Raw genomic sequence first — 16,044 nt, forward strand, 5'->3', positions numbered from 1 at the left:
TTTCACCCCAAACCAATCAAGGCCCTCGGCCGGGTCAGTTGTCGGTCAGTCTGAGACCAGAAACTGTGCATGTATCTAAGCGCCGGCCATGCAGTTGCCGTGCGCTGAGCGCATTCACAAACTAGGAGTACAAAAAATGACGGACAGCGTCGTGGCCCGAATTCGGGCCAATCCAAAGTACCAGGAACTCAAAACCAAACGCGACGGTTTTGGCCGCCTGCTGACGGTGCTGATGCTGGTGGTCTATTTCGGCTACATCTCGCTGATTGCCTTCAACAAGGAATTCCTTTCGCAAAAGATCGGTGCCGGCGTGACCACGGTGGGTGTGCCGATCGCCTTCGGGGTGATCGTTTTCACCATCGTGATCACGGCCCTGTATGTGCGCCGCGCCAACGGTGAGTTCGACCGCCTGACGCGTGAAATTCTGGAAGAGGAAGTGAAATGAATCAGCTCGGCAAAACTCTCGTCCTGAGCGCCTTGGTCGGCTTCGCATCCGCGGCATTCGCCGCCGGCGCCGATATGGGCCAGGTGGCCAAGCAAGCCACCAACTGGACGGCCATCTCCATGTTCGCCGTCTTCGTGGTGGGCACTTTGTGGATCACCAAATGGGCTGCCGCCAAGACCCGTTCAGCGGCCGATTTCTACACCGGCGGCGGCGGCATCACCGGCTTCCAGAACGGCTTGGCGATTGCGGGCGACTATATGTCCGCCGCCTCTTTCCTGGGCATCTCGGCCGCCGTCATGGCCAGTGGCTACGACGGTCTGATCTACTCGATCGGCTTCCTGGTCGGCTGGCCCATCATCACCTTCTTGATGGCGGAGCGCCTGCGTAATCTCGGCAAATTCACTTTTGCCGACGTGGCCGGCTACCGCTTCCAGCAAACCCCGATCCGCGCCTTCGCGGCCTCGGGCACGCTGGTCGTCGTGGCCTTCTACCTGATCGCGCAAATGGTCGGTGCCGGCCAGTTGATCAAGCTGCTGTTCGGCTTGGAGTATTGGATGGCGGTGGTCATCGTCGGCGCGCTGATGATGATTTACGTGCTCTTTGGCGGCATGACAGCCACCACCTGGGTGCAGATCATCAAGGCCTGCTTGCTGCTGTGCGGGGTGACCTTTATGGCGGTGATGGTGATGTCGAAATTCGGCTTCAGCCTGGAAGCCTTGTTTGCCAAGGGCGTGGAGGTGAAGACCGCCGTGGCCGCCAACTCGGGCAAAACAGCCGAGGAAGCCGCCCAGATCGGCGCCTCCATCATGAACCCCGGCGGCTTTGTGAAGGACCCGATCTCGGCCATCAGCTTCGGTATGGCGCTGATGTTCGGCACTGCGGGCTTGCCGCACATCCTGATGCGCTTCTTCACCGTGCCTGACGCCAAGCAGGCGCGCAAGTCGGTGTTCTGGGCTACCACCTGGATTGGCTACTTCTATGTGCTGATCTTCATCATCGGCTTCGGCGCCATCACCCTGGTGCTGACCGACCCCGAGTACGCCAATGTGGCCAAGGGCGTGATCCTGGGCGGCGCGGGCACGGCCAATATGGCGGCCGTGCTGGTGGCCAAGGCGGTGGGCGGCAATGTGTTCTACGGCTTCATCTCGGCCGTGGCCTTCGCCACCATCCTGGCTGTGGTCGCGGGCTTGACCTTGTCGGGCGCCTCAGCCGTCTCGCATGACCTTTACGCCACCGTGTTCAAGAAGGGCAAGGCCGATAGCGCCAAAGAGCTGCGCGTCTCGCGCATCACCACCCTGTGCCTGGGCGTGATTGCCGTGGCGCTGGGCATCGCCTTCGAGAAGCAGAACATCGCCTTCATGGTGTCGCTGGCTTTCGCGATTGCCGCTTCGGCCAACTTCCCCGTGCTGTTCATGAGCGTGCTGTGGAAGGACTGCACCACCAGGGGCGCCGTGGTCGGCGGCTTTGTGGGTCTGGTGACGTCGGTGGGCCTGACCATCGTCTCGCCCTCGGTGTGGGAAGCCACGCTGGGCAATCCCAAGGGCTCGGCCTGGTTCCCCTACTCCTCGCCCGCGCTGTTCTCCATGACCATCGCCTTCGTGACGATCTGGCTGGTGAGCTTGCTGGATCGCAGCCCGCAAGCCGCCAAGGAGCGTGCGGACTTCGATGCCCAGCAAGTTCGCTCGGAAACTGGCCTGGGTTCGGCGGGCGCTTCGGGCCACTGATCTCAAGCTTTTCGCCAAAACAAAACCGGGCCTTGGCCCGGTTTTTTTGTGCCCGCTCGGCACTCAGCGCTAACCGCGAGCCGCCTGACAGAGCTACTTCTCGGCCAGCAAATTGCGCAGCTTCACAAAAGCCAGCGCCGCCATGATGGCGTCGTTGAGTGCGTTGTGAGCCTTGCGCTCGGGCAGGCCCAGGTCCTGCATCAAGGTGGCCAGGCGCAGATCGATGCTGGCGCCATGCTGGTAGGGCGGCAGGTGCCGCTGCTTCCAGTCGTAATACATCGACGAGATTTCCAGCTTGGGCTGCGGCAACCCCAGGCCCAAGAGCGGAAAGATGGCGCGATTGATCAGCGCCACGTCGAACTCCAGGTAGTAGCCCACCAAGGGCCGGGGGCCGATGAAGTGCAGCAACTGGCGCATCGCCGTGTCAATGTCCACCCCACCCGCCACGTCTTGCGCCAGCAGGCCATGAACCTTGACGGCCTCCGCCGAGATGGCTTTCTTCTCGGGCCGCACCAGCAGATCCAGGCGCTGACTGCTCAGCACCCGATTGCCCTTGATGCGCACCGCGCCAATGGCGATGATCTCGTCGCGCTGCGGATCCAGGCCGGTGGTCTCGCAGTCCAGTGACACCCACTCGTCCACCGGCGGCGCCTCGAACATGGGCGCGAAGGCCGGCTCACCCAGGTGGTAAAGCAACCAGCGGCGTTTGATTTGTTGCCAGAACATCTACTGCCCGCCTGAGGAGGCATACGTCGGACTCGCGCTACGCTGCCCGATTGGCAGCTTGGCGTAACGCGCCACCGCGTCAACCCAGCTGCCCATCACAACATATCCAATCGGAAACGCAGATGCAGCAAAGCACGCAGGCGCTTGACCACGCCCAGGGTGTCTTTGAGCAGGTGGCGATCCTGGCTGGAAAGCTGATCCAGCGCGATGCCGCCACCCTGCTGGCCCTGCTCCAGCGCGGCTAGGCCGGTCTTGAGTTTGAGGCCCATGAAGAAGTGCAAGCTGTCGATCAGATCGGTGGCCAGATCGGCCGGCAAATGGTCTTGCGCCGCCAGCGCCTCGATGCGTGCCACGGTGCTGGTGGCGGCAACCCGGTGGGCCAGCGCCAGGCTGCGCACGCCATGCACCAGCGGGAAAGTGCCGGCGCGCTTCAGGTCCAGTTGCTGGCCGTGGCTGTCGCCTAGATGCAGCAGCTTGTTCCACCAACCCTGGCCTTGCTCGAAAGCGTTGATGACGGCACAAAAGCGCGCCAGCAGCGCGTCGTTGTCCAGCACTTGTTTGAACGCCTCGGCCCGCAGCGCCTCCAGCAGCATGGCGTCGCCGGCCACCGCATGGGCGTCGATGAAGATGGCCAGGGCCATCAAGCTGTCGGCCGTGGGCATCAGCAGCCAGCGCCGCACGGTCTGCGCGAATTCGGTGGCACTGTGGCGCCATTCGGGGCGGCTGAGCATGATGCCGCCAGGGCACTCGGGGTAGCCAAAATCGGCCAGGGCTTGTGAGAAGCGCGTGCAGATCTCGGCCAGGTCGGCCGGCGGCGTATAGCCATCGCGCAGCACCAGGCCATTGTCCTGATCGGTCTTGAGCAATTGCTCACCACGGCCCTCGCTGCCCATCACGAACAAGCAACTATTGGCCTGCAAATCTGCAGGCGCAATCAGCTGCCAGGCCCGCTCAAACAGCTGGGCATTGAGCTCTTGCACCAGGCGCGCAATCAAATTGATCTTGGTGCCGCCGCGGTACAGCAAGGCGATCAAGGCATTGATCTGCGCGGCCGCCAGGCGCAGCGCCTCCAGGCCTTGCGCCTCCTGAATCTGGCGGGTGATGAGGTAGGAGTGATTGGTCAAAAAACTCAGCAAATCGAGCTGATCCAGGGTGCCGAGGATGCGCGCATCCGGCGCATCGGCTTGCCGCACCACCACCCGACGCACCTTGTGGCGGATCATGGTGATCAGGGCGTCGAAAAGATAGTCGGTCTCAGCCACCCAGACCAGATTGAAGCTGGCCAACTCGCCCACGGCCAGGCGATCCAGCGGCCGGCCATCCAGAATGGCGCGCTGCAAATCATTGCTGCTGAAGAGGCCGATGCGGGGCGGCTCTGCTTGTGCATCCAGCACCAGCACATGGTCGCAGCGCTGCTCGGCAAAGCAGCGCGCCACGCTGACGATGTCGGTGTCCGCCGCCAGCTGATGCACGGCCCGAACGCCCGCCTGCGCCACCCGCGCAAGCCCCAAGGACTGCATCTCATGCTGGCTGCCACGCGCGGCCAGGGCGCTAATCTTTTTCGACAGATCGGCGAAGAGCATGGCGCTGAAGGTGGCATTGCTGGAGATCAGCTCATTGACCGCGCCGCGCGCCAGCTGATAGGCCAGCACCTCCTGCGCCGCCACGAAGCGGCCGCTGACCTTGCCGGCCACCAGGGCACGGCCATCAAAAGTATCCTCAGGCCCGAAGGTGGCGACATGCTCCTCGCCCCCGCCCCCGCCCTCAAACTGCTGCACAAAGCCTTTGATGATGATGAACAGGTGCTCAGGCGCCACGCCCGGCGCCAACAGCACATCGCCGGGGCGGAAGTAGGCGATGTCCAGCTGATCGCGCACCAGCTGGCGCTCTGCCAGGCTCAGGCAGTCAAAGGGCGAGGTGTTGAAATTGAAGGCGTTGGGCACGGTGCTAGAAGCTCAGGCTAAGCCAGCATTGTGGGCATGGCTGGCTGACATGAGCCTGAGCGAGCACCTCAGCCCTGCCCCGCGCACAAGACTCAAGTCGTCAAACTGCCCCACACCTTTTCCAGCCGCTTCACGCTAACCGGCTGCGGCGTGCGCAACTCTTGCGCAAACAGGCTCACGCGCAACTCCTCCAGCTGCCAGCGGAAGTCCACCAAGCGCCCATCCTGCGTGCCCTTGAGCTCGATGACGCGGCGCAGATAGCGCTGCTCCAGCGGGCGCAGCTCGGCCAGCAGCTTGGCATCGCGCGCGGGGTCGGCGCGCAGCTTGTCCAGCCGCGCGGTGATGGCCTTCAAGTAGCGCGGCAGATGCTGCAGCTGAGCCCAGGGCGTGGCGGTGACGACGTTCTTGGGCACCAGGCGTTGCAGCTGGGCGGTGATGTCATCGCCCACCTCCTTGGCCGCACGGGCGTCCTTGAGCTTGCGGCTGGCGGCGGCAAACTCGATCAGCACCACGCCGGTCTGGCGCGCCACTTCCTGCGCGATCAGGTTCAGGCGTGCGCGGCCTTCTTCGATCCGCGCCTTGAACTGGAACTCATCTTGCGGCAAGGGCTCGGCCAGGAAGGCCCGCTCCAGCGCCACGCCGATGATCTGCTCGCGCAGCTCTTCGGCCGTGCCCAGGTTCATATAGAGCACCGACATCTTTTGCAGATCCGGGATGTTTTTCTCCAGGAACTTGAGCGGTTCCTTGAGCTGCAAAGCGACCAAGCGGCGCAGGCCCAGGCGGTGCTTGGCGGCCGCCACCTCGGGCTCGTCAAACACCTCAATCTCCACATGCGTGCCGCGATCCAGCAGCGCCGGGAAGCCAATCAGCGTCTGCGCGCCACGGCGCACTTCCATCAGCTCGGGCAGCTCGCCAAAGGTCCAGGCGGTGTAGGTCTTGCTGGCCGTGGCTGTTGCCGCAGCCGAAGCTTTGGGCGGCGTCGCCACTTCGGCGCGAATGCCGCCTTTGGCCACCGGTGGCAATGGAGCGGCGGGCGCCGCAGACGCAGCCGTGGCCGGCATCTTCAAAGCCGCCAGCGCCTGGAAGGCCGAACGTGCCTGCCCGCCCAACTCGGACTTGAGCGCCGCCAAATGCCGGCCCTGCCCCAGCTGGCGGCCATGTTCGTCCACCACGCGGAAGTTCATGAACAAATGCGGCTGCAATTGCTCCAGCTTGAAGTCATTGCGCTGCACAGCAATTTGGCTGCGCTCTTTCACCGCTTTCAGCAGCACATCGACCAGCGGCCCCTGCGCGAATGGGTGCGTGGCAACGAACTCCTTGATGAAGTCCGGCAAGGGCACCAAGCGCGAACGCGGGCGTTGATGCAAGCTCTTGAGCAAGGCCATTACCTTGGCCTCCAGCATGCCGGGCACCAGCCACTCGGAGCGCTCTTCGCTGACCTGGTTCAAAGCGTAAATGGGCACGGTGACGGTGACGCCGTCACGCGCATCGCCCGGCTGATGCAGATAGTCGGCCGCGCAGTCCACGCCACCCAAGCGAATCATCTTGGGGAAGGCGCTGGTGGTGACGCCGGCGGCCTCGTGGCGCATCAACTCCTCGCGGCTCAGATGCAGCAGCTTGGGTTCTAACTTCGAAGCATGGCGGTACCAGCGCTCCAGCGTGGCGCCGGAACACACATCGGCGGGCAGCTGGCTGTCGTAGTAGGCGTAGATCAGCTCATCGTCGATCAACACGTCTTGGCGGCGCGATTTGTGTTCCAGCTCCTCGACCTTGGCGATTTGCTTGGCGTTGTGCGCCAGGAAGGGCAAGCGGCTCTCCCACTCGCCGTTCACCAGCGCTTCGCGGATGAAGATCTCGCGCGCCGCCTTGGCATCGACATTGCCGAAATTGACCCGGCGGTTGCTGTAGATGACGATGCCATAGAGCGTGGCCCGCTCCAGTGCGATCACCTCGGCCGCCTTCTTCTCCCAATGCGGTTCCAGCAGCTGAGTTTTGATCAGGTGGCCGGCAATGCCCGGCAACCATTGCGGTTCGATATTGGCAATGCCGCGGCCAAACAAGCGCGTGGTGTCCACCAGCTCGGCGGCCACGATCCAGCGCCCCGGTTTCTTGCTCAGGTGTGCGCCGGGGTGGCGCCAGAACTTGATGCCGCGCGCGCCCAGGTACCACTCGTCCTCGTCGCTCTTGCAACCCAAATTGCCCAGCAAGCCGGCCAACATGCTCAGGTGCAATTGCTCGTACGTGGCCGGGCTGCCGTTCAGGCGCCAGCCATGTTCGGCCACCACGGTGTGGAGTTGCGAGTAGATGTCTTTCCACTCGCGCACGCGGCGCGGGCTGACGAAGTTTTCGCGCAGCAGGGCTTCATACCGTCGATTTGAAAGCTTATGTTCGCCGTGCCCGCCCTTGGCCTCCTCGATCCACTTCCACAGCTTCAAATAGCCCATGAACTCCGACTTCTCGTCGTCGAACTTCTTGTGCTTTTCGTCGGCGGCTTGTTGCTGCTCCATCGGCCGGTCGCGCACGTCTTGGCCGCTGAGGGCGCTGGCGATGATCAGCACCTCATTCAATGCCTCGCGCGAACGCGCTTCCAAAATCATCCGGCCCACCCGCGGGTCCAGCGGCAGTTTGGACAATTCCTTGCCCATGGACGTCAAGTCATTGGCCTCATCCACCGCGCCCAACTCATTGAGCAGTTGATAGCCGTCGGCAATCGCCTTGCGGGGTGGCGGCTCGATGAAGGGAAAATCATCCACCTGCCCCAGGCCCAGCGACTTCATGCGCAAAATCACCCCGGCCAGGGATGAGCGCAGGATTTCGGGGTCGGTGAAGCGCGGCCGGGCGAGGTAGTCTTTTTCCTCGTACAGCCGGATGCAGATGCCGTTACTCACCCGCCCGCAACGGCCGGCGCGCTGGTTGGCCGAGCTCTGGCTGACCGGCTCGATCTGCAACTGCTCAACCTTGTTGCGATAGCTGTAGCGCTTGACACGGGCCAGGCCGGGGTCGATCACATAGCGGATGCCGGGCACGGTCAGCGAGGTTTCGGCCACATTGGTGGCCAAGACGATGCGGCGCTGGCCATGCGGCTCAAACACGCGGTCTTGTTCTTGCTGCGACAGGCGCGCGAACAGCGGCAAGACCTCCACGCCAGGCGGATGATGCTTGCGCAAGGCCTCAGCGGCTTCGCGAATCTCACGCTCGCCGGGCAGGAAGACCAGCACATCACCGCCGCCCTCGCGCCACAACTCGTCCACCGCATCGCAGATGGCGTTGTTGAGGTCGTACTCGCGGGACTCTTCAAACGGGCGGTAGCGCTGCTCCACCGGGAAGGTGCGACCCGAAACCATCAGCACCGGCGCCGGGCCCTTGCTGGATTCGAAATGCTTGGCGAAACGGTCGGCGTCGATGGTGGCCGAGGTGACGATCAGCTTGAGGTCGGGCCGGCGCGCCAGCACCTCGCGCAGATAGCCGAGCAGAAAGTCGATATTGAGCGAACGCTCATGGGCCTCGTCGATGATGAGGGTGTCATAGGCTTTGAGCAGCGGGTCGGTCTGCGTCTCGGCCAGCAAGATACCGTCGGTCATCAGCTTGACGCTGGCGCCGGGCTGCAGGCGATCTTGGAAGCGCACCTTGTAGCCCACGATCTCACCCAGCGGCGTTTTCAGCTCGTCGGCAATGCGCTTGGCCACGCTGCTGGCGGCAATGCGGCGCGGCTGGGTGTGGCCGATCAGCTTGCCGGTGTTGGCGCGGCCGCGGCCCAGGGCCAGGGCGATCTTGGGCAGCTGGGTGGTTTTGCCGGAGCCGGTCTCACCGCAGACGATGATGACCTGGTGCTCGGCGAGCGCGCGCGCAATGTCATCGCGCCGGGCAGAGACGGGCAGCGATTCCGGGAAGGTGATGGGGGGCAGCGGATTGGCCAACACGGCACGGGCGGCCGTCGGGTTCTTGCGCTGCGCTGTCGCCTTAGGCGGCTGGGGGGGAGTGGTCTTTTCGTTCACGAGGCGCGGATTATCCGTGCAGGCGAGGCCGCTGGCCGTAAGCATCGCTTGTCGCTGCGGCACAATCCGGGCATGAGCCTGGTTTTCCCCCACACCTTCGTCCCCTGGTTTCGCTCCGTCGCGCCCTATATCCACGCCTACCGAGGGGAAACCTTTGTGGTCGGGATGACCGGTGAGCTGGTCGCCGCAGGCAAATTGAACGCCTTTGTGCAGGATCTGGCGATTTTGCATGCCATGGGCATCAAGATCGTGCTGGTGCACGGCTTCAGGCCCCAGGTGAACGAGCAGCTCGCCGCCAAGGGCCAGCCCGAACGCTACGCCCAGGGCATGCGCATCACCGATGCCGTGACGCTGGACTGCGCCCAGGAAGCCGCCGGTCAGCTGCGCTTCGAGATCGAAGCCGCCTTCTCGCAAGGCTTGCCCAATACGCCCATGGCCAATGCGGCCGTGCGGGTGGTGTCGGGCAACTTCCTGACGGCGCGGCCCGTGGGCATCGTGGACGGCGTGGACTTCCAGCACAGCGGCGTGGTGCGCAAGGTGGACGCCACCGCGATTCAAAAAGCCATCGACATCGGCGCCATCGTCTTGCTCTCGCCCTTTGGCTTTTCGCCCACCGGCGAGGCCTTCAATCTGAGCATGGAAGACGTGGCCACCAGCACCGCCATCGCCCTGCAAGCCGACAAGCTGCTGTTTGTGTGCGAGGTGGACGGTGTTCCCGAAGACCCGAGCGACCCGGCCAGCGCCATCGACACCGAACTGGCCCTGAAAGACGCCCAGCGCATGCTGGCCGCCGCGCCCAAACCAACCTCGCCGCTGGATGTGGGCTTTTATCTGCAACACTGCGTGCGCGCCTGCCAAGGCGGCGTGGAGCGCTCCCACATCCTGCCGCTGGCGGTGGACGGGGCGCTGCTGCAAGAGGTCTACACCCACGACGGCATCGGCACTATGGTGGTGGATGAGAAATTGGAAAGCCTGCGCGAAGCCAGCTCGGACGATGTGGCCGGCATCATTAACCTGATCGAGCCCTTCGAGCGCGACGGCACCTTGGTCAAACGTGACCGCACCGAGATCGAACGCGATGTCGAGCTCTACACCGTGATCGAGCATGACGGCGTGATCTTCGGCTGCGCCGCGCTCTACCCCTATGTGGAAGCGAAAACCGCGGAAATGGCGGCGCTGACGGTATCGCCGGCGGTGCAAGGCCAGGGCGATGGCGACCGCATCTTGAAGCGGGTCGAACAGCGCGCCAAGGCCATGGGCATCCCCAGCATCTTTGTGCTGACCACCCGCACCATGCACTGGTTCATCAAGCGCGGCTTTGTCCAGGTCGACCCCGAGTGGCTGCCCGAGGAACGCAAGCGAAAATACAACTGGGACAGGCGCTCGCAGGTCTTGGTCAAGAAGTTGAGCTAAGTCCGCCGGCCGTCCACGCCAACAAATTTTTTCCCCGGCGCGCCCCAGGCGCGCCATGATTTTTTCAAGCTGAGAAGAGGTAAAGCCATGGCTCGCACCGTGCAATGTGTTCATCTGAAGAAGGAAGGCGAGGGCCTGGACTTCGCGCCCTACCCCGGTGATCTGGGCAAGCGCATCTATCAAGAAGTCAGCAAGGAAGCCTGGGCCCTGTGGCTCAAGCACCAGACCATGCTGGTGAACGAGAACCGTCTGAACCTGGCCGATTTGCGCGCCCGCCAATACCTGGCCCGCCAGATGGAGCAGTTCTTCTTCGGCACCGGCGCCGAAGCCGTGGCTGGCTACGTGCCGCCGGCGGCCTGAGCACGACTCAGCCCCTCCCCTGCGCCGCCCCTCATGCTCAGCATCTGGGGCGCCATGCGCCAGCGTTGAGCTGCCCTGCCGGGCCAATGGCGCCAATTGAGCCATCAGCGCACCCTCGGCAGGCGCAGCCAGCGAACTGAAAGACCCGGTCAGGCCGCTCGCCCAGCACCATGGGCAAGCAGCCAACACCCACGAAACTCAAACAAGAATCATTCTTGTTTGAGTTAGACTCCGATCCATCCTGTTTTTTGGTTCGGAGTTCTCATGCGTCTGCCCAAGCTCGTCAAGCCCCTGCTCTCTCTCGCCTTGCTCAGCGGTATTGCGCTGCAAGCCTCGGCGCAGGACCAACAAGTCCTCAATCTATATTCGGCGCGGCACTATCAAACCGATGAGGCGCTGTATGCCAATTTCACCAAAGCTACCGGCATCAAAATCAATCGTGTGGATACCGATGATGCAGGTCTGTTGGCACGCCTGAAAAGCGAAGGTGCGGCCAGCCCCGCCGATGTGATTTTGTTGGTCGATGCGGCGCGCCTTTGGCAAGCCGACCAAGACGGCCTGTTTCAGCCCATCAAATCCAGCGTGCTGGAACAGCGCATTCCCGCCAATCTGCGCGCCCAAGCCGACGATAAGGGCATCGAATGGTTTGGCCTGTCGACCCGTGCCCGCGTGATTGTCTACAACAAGTTGAACGTCAAGAAAGCCGACGTTTCGAACTACCAGGATTTGGGCGACCCGAAAAACAAAGGCCTGCTGTGCACCCGCTCGGGTTCGCACCCCTATAACCTGTCACTGTTCGGCGCCGTCTACGAGCATTTGGGCGCCGAAGCCACGGAAAGCTGGCTCAAGGGTATGGTCGCCAATATGGCGCGCGCTCCCAAGGGTGGCGATACCGACCAGATCAAGGCCGTGGCCAGCGGTGAATGCGGCATTGCCATCACCAATACCTATTATTTGGCCCGGATGATGCGCTCGGATAAGCCGGACGATCGCGCAGCGATGGAAAAGGTGGGCCTTGTGTTCCCGAATCAACAATCCTGGGGCACGCACCTGAATATTGCCGGCGGCGCGGTCGCTAAGCATGCCAAGCACCGCGACAACGCGGTCAAGTTCTTGGAGTATCTGAGCAGCAACGAAGCGCAAGGCTATTTCGCCAACGGCAATAATGAATGGCCGGCCGTGCCTGGCGTGCGCCCTGCCAACCCAGCGCTGGAGGCGATGGGCAGCTTCAAGAGCGAAACCATTCCGGTTGGCAAGATTGGCGCCAATCTGCCCAAGGTGCAGCAAATGCTGGATCGCGTCGGCTACAAATAAGCGGAATCGGCGCGAGTATCAGTGCGAACAAGCGGGCGGCAGATGTATCAGGCTGACAACATCCCGCCGCCCTTGCAAACCTATCCGCAAAATACCCGTATAGATGTTCCGCGCGGCTTGTGCCTATAATGGCTGGCACCAGTTTGGATTTATCCATATTTCGCGAGGGTTTGCATATGGCATCACTGAAAGACCTTTTGGCTCAACGAGCCGCTCTTGACGAGCAAATTTCGGAAACCAAGGAACGTGAGCGCGCGGATGCGATTGCGAAAGTCAAGTCCTTGATGAGCGACTATGGCTTGACGGCAGCGGATCTGAGTAGCCGCCCGGCCAAGCAAGCAAAAACATCCAAGGTGGCCGTCAAGTATCGCAACCAAGCGACTGGCGAAACCTGGAGCGGCCGTGGCCTGCAACCCAAGTGGCTGAAGGCAGCCATTTCGGCTGGCGCCAGCTTGGCTGATTTCCACGTCTAATAGGCCAGATTCAAGGGCGTGAAAATGCCTTTGAATTGAATCAGCCACCTGTTAACGGGTGGCTTTTTTTTGCCCGCTCGGTCCGCTTGACTCAGATTTATTCGGCCGACTCAGGGTTAACCGCCCATTCAAACTGGGGGGAATAGGCCGCGGCAGGCCCTGCGGTCACTGCTAGGATTCTCCGGCTGCTTATGTGCTGCAGTTAAGTCATATTGCGTGACCCCGACTTGAGATAGGGGCCAGCAGTGCGCCCTTTCGGCGCGGCATCACCCAAATACTCAACATTTGCGCCCGGCTAGAGCGGCGGCCTTGGCAATTCCCGTTCGCGCCAGGGATTGCAGACCGGCGATATATCAGGGCGCAAAGGCACATAACTTCCCAATAACACGACATGGGCATCCCAAGTTTCCTCCGCCGCCGTTTAGCCCAGTCGTCATGACGTGAACGATTTAGCCCGCAAGTCCAGCCAAGTTTCCGCCCAGGCGCATCCCAGTCTGCGCGCGCTGCTGGGCGGCGCCTTGCTGGCACTCGTCTACGCCTTGAGTGCAGCATTGGCCAGGCACTACTTGACGCTGAATGCCGGCAGCCCCAGCGCCACGCTGCTGCTCTGGCCACCCATGGTGATCACCCTGCTGAGTTGCCACGCCTGGGGCCGACGAGCATGGCCGGGGCTCTTGGTCGGTGTAGCACTTTCACAGGCGCTGTTTCTTGCCTGGTTCCAGCTGGCTCAGCCTAGCTTGGCGCTGGGCAGCGCCGGGCTTCTGAGCCAAGCCGGCGCGGAATTGCTGCAATTGATCGGCCCTGCCGCAGCCAGCGCCGCGTGGCAACATTTTGACTTCCACGCCCCCATGGGGAGCCGCAGCGACCTGCTGCTGTTCGCCCTGTTCGGGCTTGTGATGGGGCCATTGCTGAGCGGTGCAGCTGCCAACCTATGGACGGCGCTGCCGCTTGATGGGTCACCATTCGATTGGTCAGCAATGGCGAGGGACTGGGGCGCACAAGCCACCAGCGTGATGTGCTTGGCACCGGCCTTGCTGTCATTGGCGGCTTTTGCCAGACCCGCTCGGAGCAATGCGCAGGATTCCCCGGCCACGCACGGCCAAGCCAGCGCGGTGGCGCGAGCGAGCCAATCGATCTGCAGCCTGGCGGCAATCGGCTTGGCCGCCTGGGTGTTTCTGGGCGAGTACTCGCTTGATCTCGCGGGTCACGTCGCCGGAAATGCCCCCTTTAGCAGCGCCAGCGCAGCCGTAGCCCCCTGGCTATTCGCTTCGGCGCTCTTGCTGGGCCTGAGCACGCTGGGGCCAGTCAACCGCCTCGCCAGCCTGACCGCCCTCCTCATCAACGCCATCGCCGTGCTGGCCACGAGTCTTGGCCTGGGCCCATTCGCACTCAAAGCCGGCGATGCGGCGCTGTGGTCTTTGTGGGGCTTGATGGCCAGCATGGCCGCACTGCCTATGCTGACCGACAGCCTGAAGACCTGGCAGCAGCAGCGCCAGCAGCGCTGGCTGCAGACGCTCAAGCACGCCAATCTGGCGCAGGCCGAATGGCACTTGGGTCGCCAAGGCGCCCGCCTGCTCAGCGCCTCCGAGCTGTGGCGGGACCTGCTCGGGCCCCATATAGGCCCAGCACAATCCCACACCATGTGGCTCGAAGCCGTGCACCCGCTCGACAAAGAGCGCGTCCGCCAAACCTTGAGCGAGATGCAAGCGCCCGCCGGCGCCGACAGCAGCCAGATCACCCTGCGCCTGCTGGCCCACGGCAAGACCTGGCGCTGGTTTGATCTGAGCGCCCAGGTCTTGGCGCGTCGCGGGCAAGGCGCGCGGCGAGGTCAGGCGCTGCACTTGCAGTGCACCCTGAACGATGTGGACTGGCGCCACACCGCCGAAGAACGCCAACGCATGAGCATCAGCCTGTTCCAGCATCTGCACGAAGGCTTGCTGGTCACCGATATGAATAACCGGGTGCTGGACGTCAACCCCAGCTACTGCGAGATGCTGGGCAGCACCCGCGATGTGCTGGTGGGCCAAAGCGCCACCCCCTTGACGCCGCTGACCCTGCGCCGCTCGGGCCTCAGCCCTGAAGCCTTGCAACAGGCCCTGCACACCCAAGGCTTTTGGCAAGCGCAGGTGCAAACCGAGCGGGCCGATGGTTCGCCCTGCCAGCTGCAACTGACCGTGTCGACCATCCCCGAGCCCGACGGCCCGCTGCGCTACCGGGTCGTCACCGTCAGCGATATGACGCGCACGGTGCAGCAACAAGCCGCGCTGGAGCAGCAAAGCCGCTTCGACACCCTGACCCAGCTGCCCAATCACGATGAGTTCATGCAGCGCCTGCAAAGTGGCTTGCAGCAGGCGGAGGCGGAAGGCTTTCGCCTGAGCATCTGCCGGGTGGACCTGGACCAGTTCAAACACATCAATAGCCGATACGGCAGCCAGACCGCCGACGCCTTGCTCAAGCAAGTGGCGCAGCGCCTGCGCGCCGCGCTGCGCAGCGCGCCCCAATGGTCAGACACGGTCGCACGCCTGAGCGGCGATGAATTCGCCCTCTTGCTGCGCAGCAGCGGCGCCGATGAGGGACAGCTGGCCCTGGAGCGCCTGCTCAAGGTGCTGAGCCAACCCTACCGGCTGGAGCGCCAGCCCGATCCGGCCGGAGGCAACACCGAAGCGCTTCAGCTCGCGCTCACCGCCAGCATCGGCGCCACGCTGTTCCCGCAGGACAATTCCGACGCCGAGACGCTGTTACGCCATGCCGGCCACGCCCTCTTCCGCGTCAAGCACAGCGGGCGCAATGGCTACCAGATGTTTGACACCGCCAAGCATCTGCGCGACGAAGCCAGCTTGATCGCCTTGACCCGGGTGCAACAAGCCCTGGACGCCGGCGAGCTGCGCCTGTACTACCACCCCAAGGTGGATATGCAGACCGGCCAGGTCCAAGGCATGGAAGCCTTGCTGCGTTGGCTGCATCCGGAGCGCGGCCTCTTGCCACCCCTGCATTTCCTGCCTCTGATCGAAGCCACCGGCTTGGCCGCGCAAGTGGGCGACTGGGTCATCGCCCAAGCCCTCAAGCAAAGCGCCCAATGGCTGGCCGAGGGCCTGTCACTGAGCGTCAGCGTCAACGTCACGGCGCTGCAGTTGCAATCGCCCGACTTCTCGGTCCGCCTGCTGGAGCTGATCAAGCGCCACCCCGAGCCTGTCGCCCAGCACCTATGTCTGGAAGTGCTGGAATCCGCCGCCCTGGCTGATGTAGACGCCACCTACACCCTGATCCAGCAATGCCGCACCTATGGCGTTCGCTTCGCGCTGGATGACTTTGGTACCGGCTACTCCACCCTCACCTACCTGAAACGGCTGCCAGTGGACGAGCTCAAGATCGACCGCTCCTTCGTCCACAACCTGCTGGTCGATGCCCAGGACCGCGCCCTGGTCGAAGGCGTGATCAGCCTGGCCCAGACTTTCGGCTGCAGCGTCGTGGCCGAAGGCGTGGAATCGGTGGCCCACGCCAGTGCCTTGCTCAGCATGGGGTGCGTGCTGGGCCAGGGCAATGGCATCGCCCACGCCATGCCGGCCGAAGAGGTGCCGGACTGGGTTCGCGGCTTCAGCAAGTCACGCTGGGCGGCGCAGGCCATCGGCCACGTGCCCGGCTTGGCTTAGA

Annotated in this window: 10 protein-coding genes; 7 read left to right on the top strand and 3 right to left on the bottom strand. The window is 63.3% G+C overall.

Translation table 11 applies throughout. The features are described 5' to 3' along the window. The first annotated feature begins 136 nt into the window (after window positions 1-136). Together AABB87_RS13905 and AABB87_RS13910 are read left to right on the top strand one after the other, a co-directional pair. The gene (locus AABB87_RS13905) at window positions 137-445 is read left to right on the top strand and encodes a DUF485 domain-containing protein (protein WP_058720313.1); all 309 of its coding nucleotides are present in this window, start codon (window positions 137-139) and stop codon (window positions 443-445) included. Continuing rightward, window positions 442-2,169: a cation acetate symporter gene (locus tag AABB87_RS13910; protein WP_341971797.1), complete on the top strand. Its 1,728-nt coding sequence runs from the start codon at window positions 442-444 to the stop codon at window positions 2,167-2,169. Before AABB87_RS13905 ends, AABB87_RS13910 begins: the two co-directional genes overlap by 4 nt. 93 nt (window positions 2,170-2,262) lie before the next feature. Here AABB87_RS13910 and AABB87_RS13915 read toward each other — a convergent pair whose 3' ends face one another. From AABB87_RS13915 to hrpA, 3 genes are all read right to left on the bottom strand, one after another. Beyond that, window positions 2,263-2,895, bottom strand: coding sequence for a 3'-5' exonuclease (locus AABB87_RS13915; RefSeq protein ID WP_341971798.1), 633 nt, complete (start codon window positions 2,893-2,895; stop codon window positions 2,263-2,265). Between the two features lie 95 nt (window positions 2,896-2,990). Continuing rightward, window positions 2,991-4,838, bottom strand: a complete 1,848-nt coding sequence (locus AABB87_RS13920) for a DUF294 nucleotidyltransferase-like domain-containing protein (RefSeq protein ID WP_341971799.1) — start codon at window positions 4,836-4,838, stop codon at window positions 2,991-2,993. Window positions 4,839-4,930: 92 nt separating this feature from the next. After that, window positions 4,931-8,878, bottom strand: coding sequence for an ATP-dependent RNA helicase HrpA (gene hrpA / locus AABB87_RS13925; protein WP_445944868.1), 3,948 nt, complete (start codon window positions 8,876-8,878; stop codon window positions 4,931-4,933). A gap of 27 nt (window positions 8,879-8,905) precedes the next feature. On the opposite strand from hrpA, the gene argA reads away from it, so the two are divergent. The 5 genes from argA to AABB87_RS13950 all read left to right on the top strand — a co-directional run bounded on the left by argA (window position 8,906) and on the right by AABB87_RS13950 (window position 16,043). After that, the gene (argA, locus tag AABB87_RS13930) at window positions 8,906-10,246 is read left to right on the top strand and encodes an amino-acid N-acetyltransferase (RefSeq protein ID WP_058720317.1); all 1,341 of its coding nucleotides are present in this window, start codon (window positions 8,906-8,908) and stop codon (window positions 10,244-10,246) included. An 87-nt stretch (window positions 10,247-10,333) separates the two neighbouring features. Beyond that, window positions 10,334-10,606, top strand: a complete 273-nt coding sequence (locus AABB87_RS13935; RefSeq protein ID WP_058720318.1) for an oxidative damage protection protein — start codon at window positions 10,334-10,336, stop codon at window positions 10,604-10,606. Window positions 10,607-10,870: 264 nt separating this feature from the next. Further along, on the top strand, window positions 10,871-11,920 hold the full coding sequence (locus tag AABB87_RS13940) for an extracellular solute-binding protein (protein WP_341971801.1): 1,050 nt from the start codon (window positions 10,871-10,873) through the stop codon (window positions 11,918-11,920). A 176-nt stretch (window positions 11,921-12,096) separates the two neighbouring features. Continuing rightward, complete coding sequence (locus AABB87_RS13945; protein ID WP_058720319.1) at window positions 12,097-12,393, top strand: H-NS histone family protein; 297 nt, start codon at window positions 12,097-12,099, stop codon at window positions 12,391-12,393. 440 nt (window positions 12,394-12,833) lie between these two features. Next, window positions 12,834-16,043, top strand: a complete 3,210-nt coding sequence (locus tag AABB87_RS13950) for a bifunctional diguanylate cyclase/phosphodiesterase (protein ID WP_341971803.1) — start codon at window positions 12,834-12,836, stop codon at window positions 16,041-16,043. Window position 16,044: the final 1 nt, after the last annotated feature.

Source organism: Roseateles sp. PN1 (assembly GCF_038419725.1).
GTDB lineage: Bacteria > Pseudomonadota > Gammaproteobacteria > Burkholderiales > Burkholderiaceae_C > Paucibacter_A.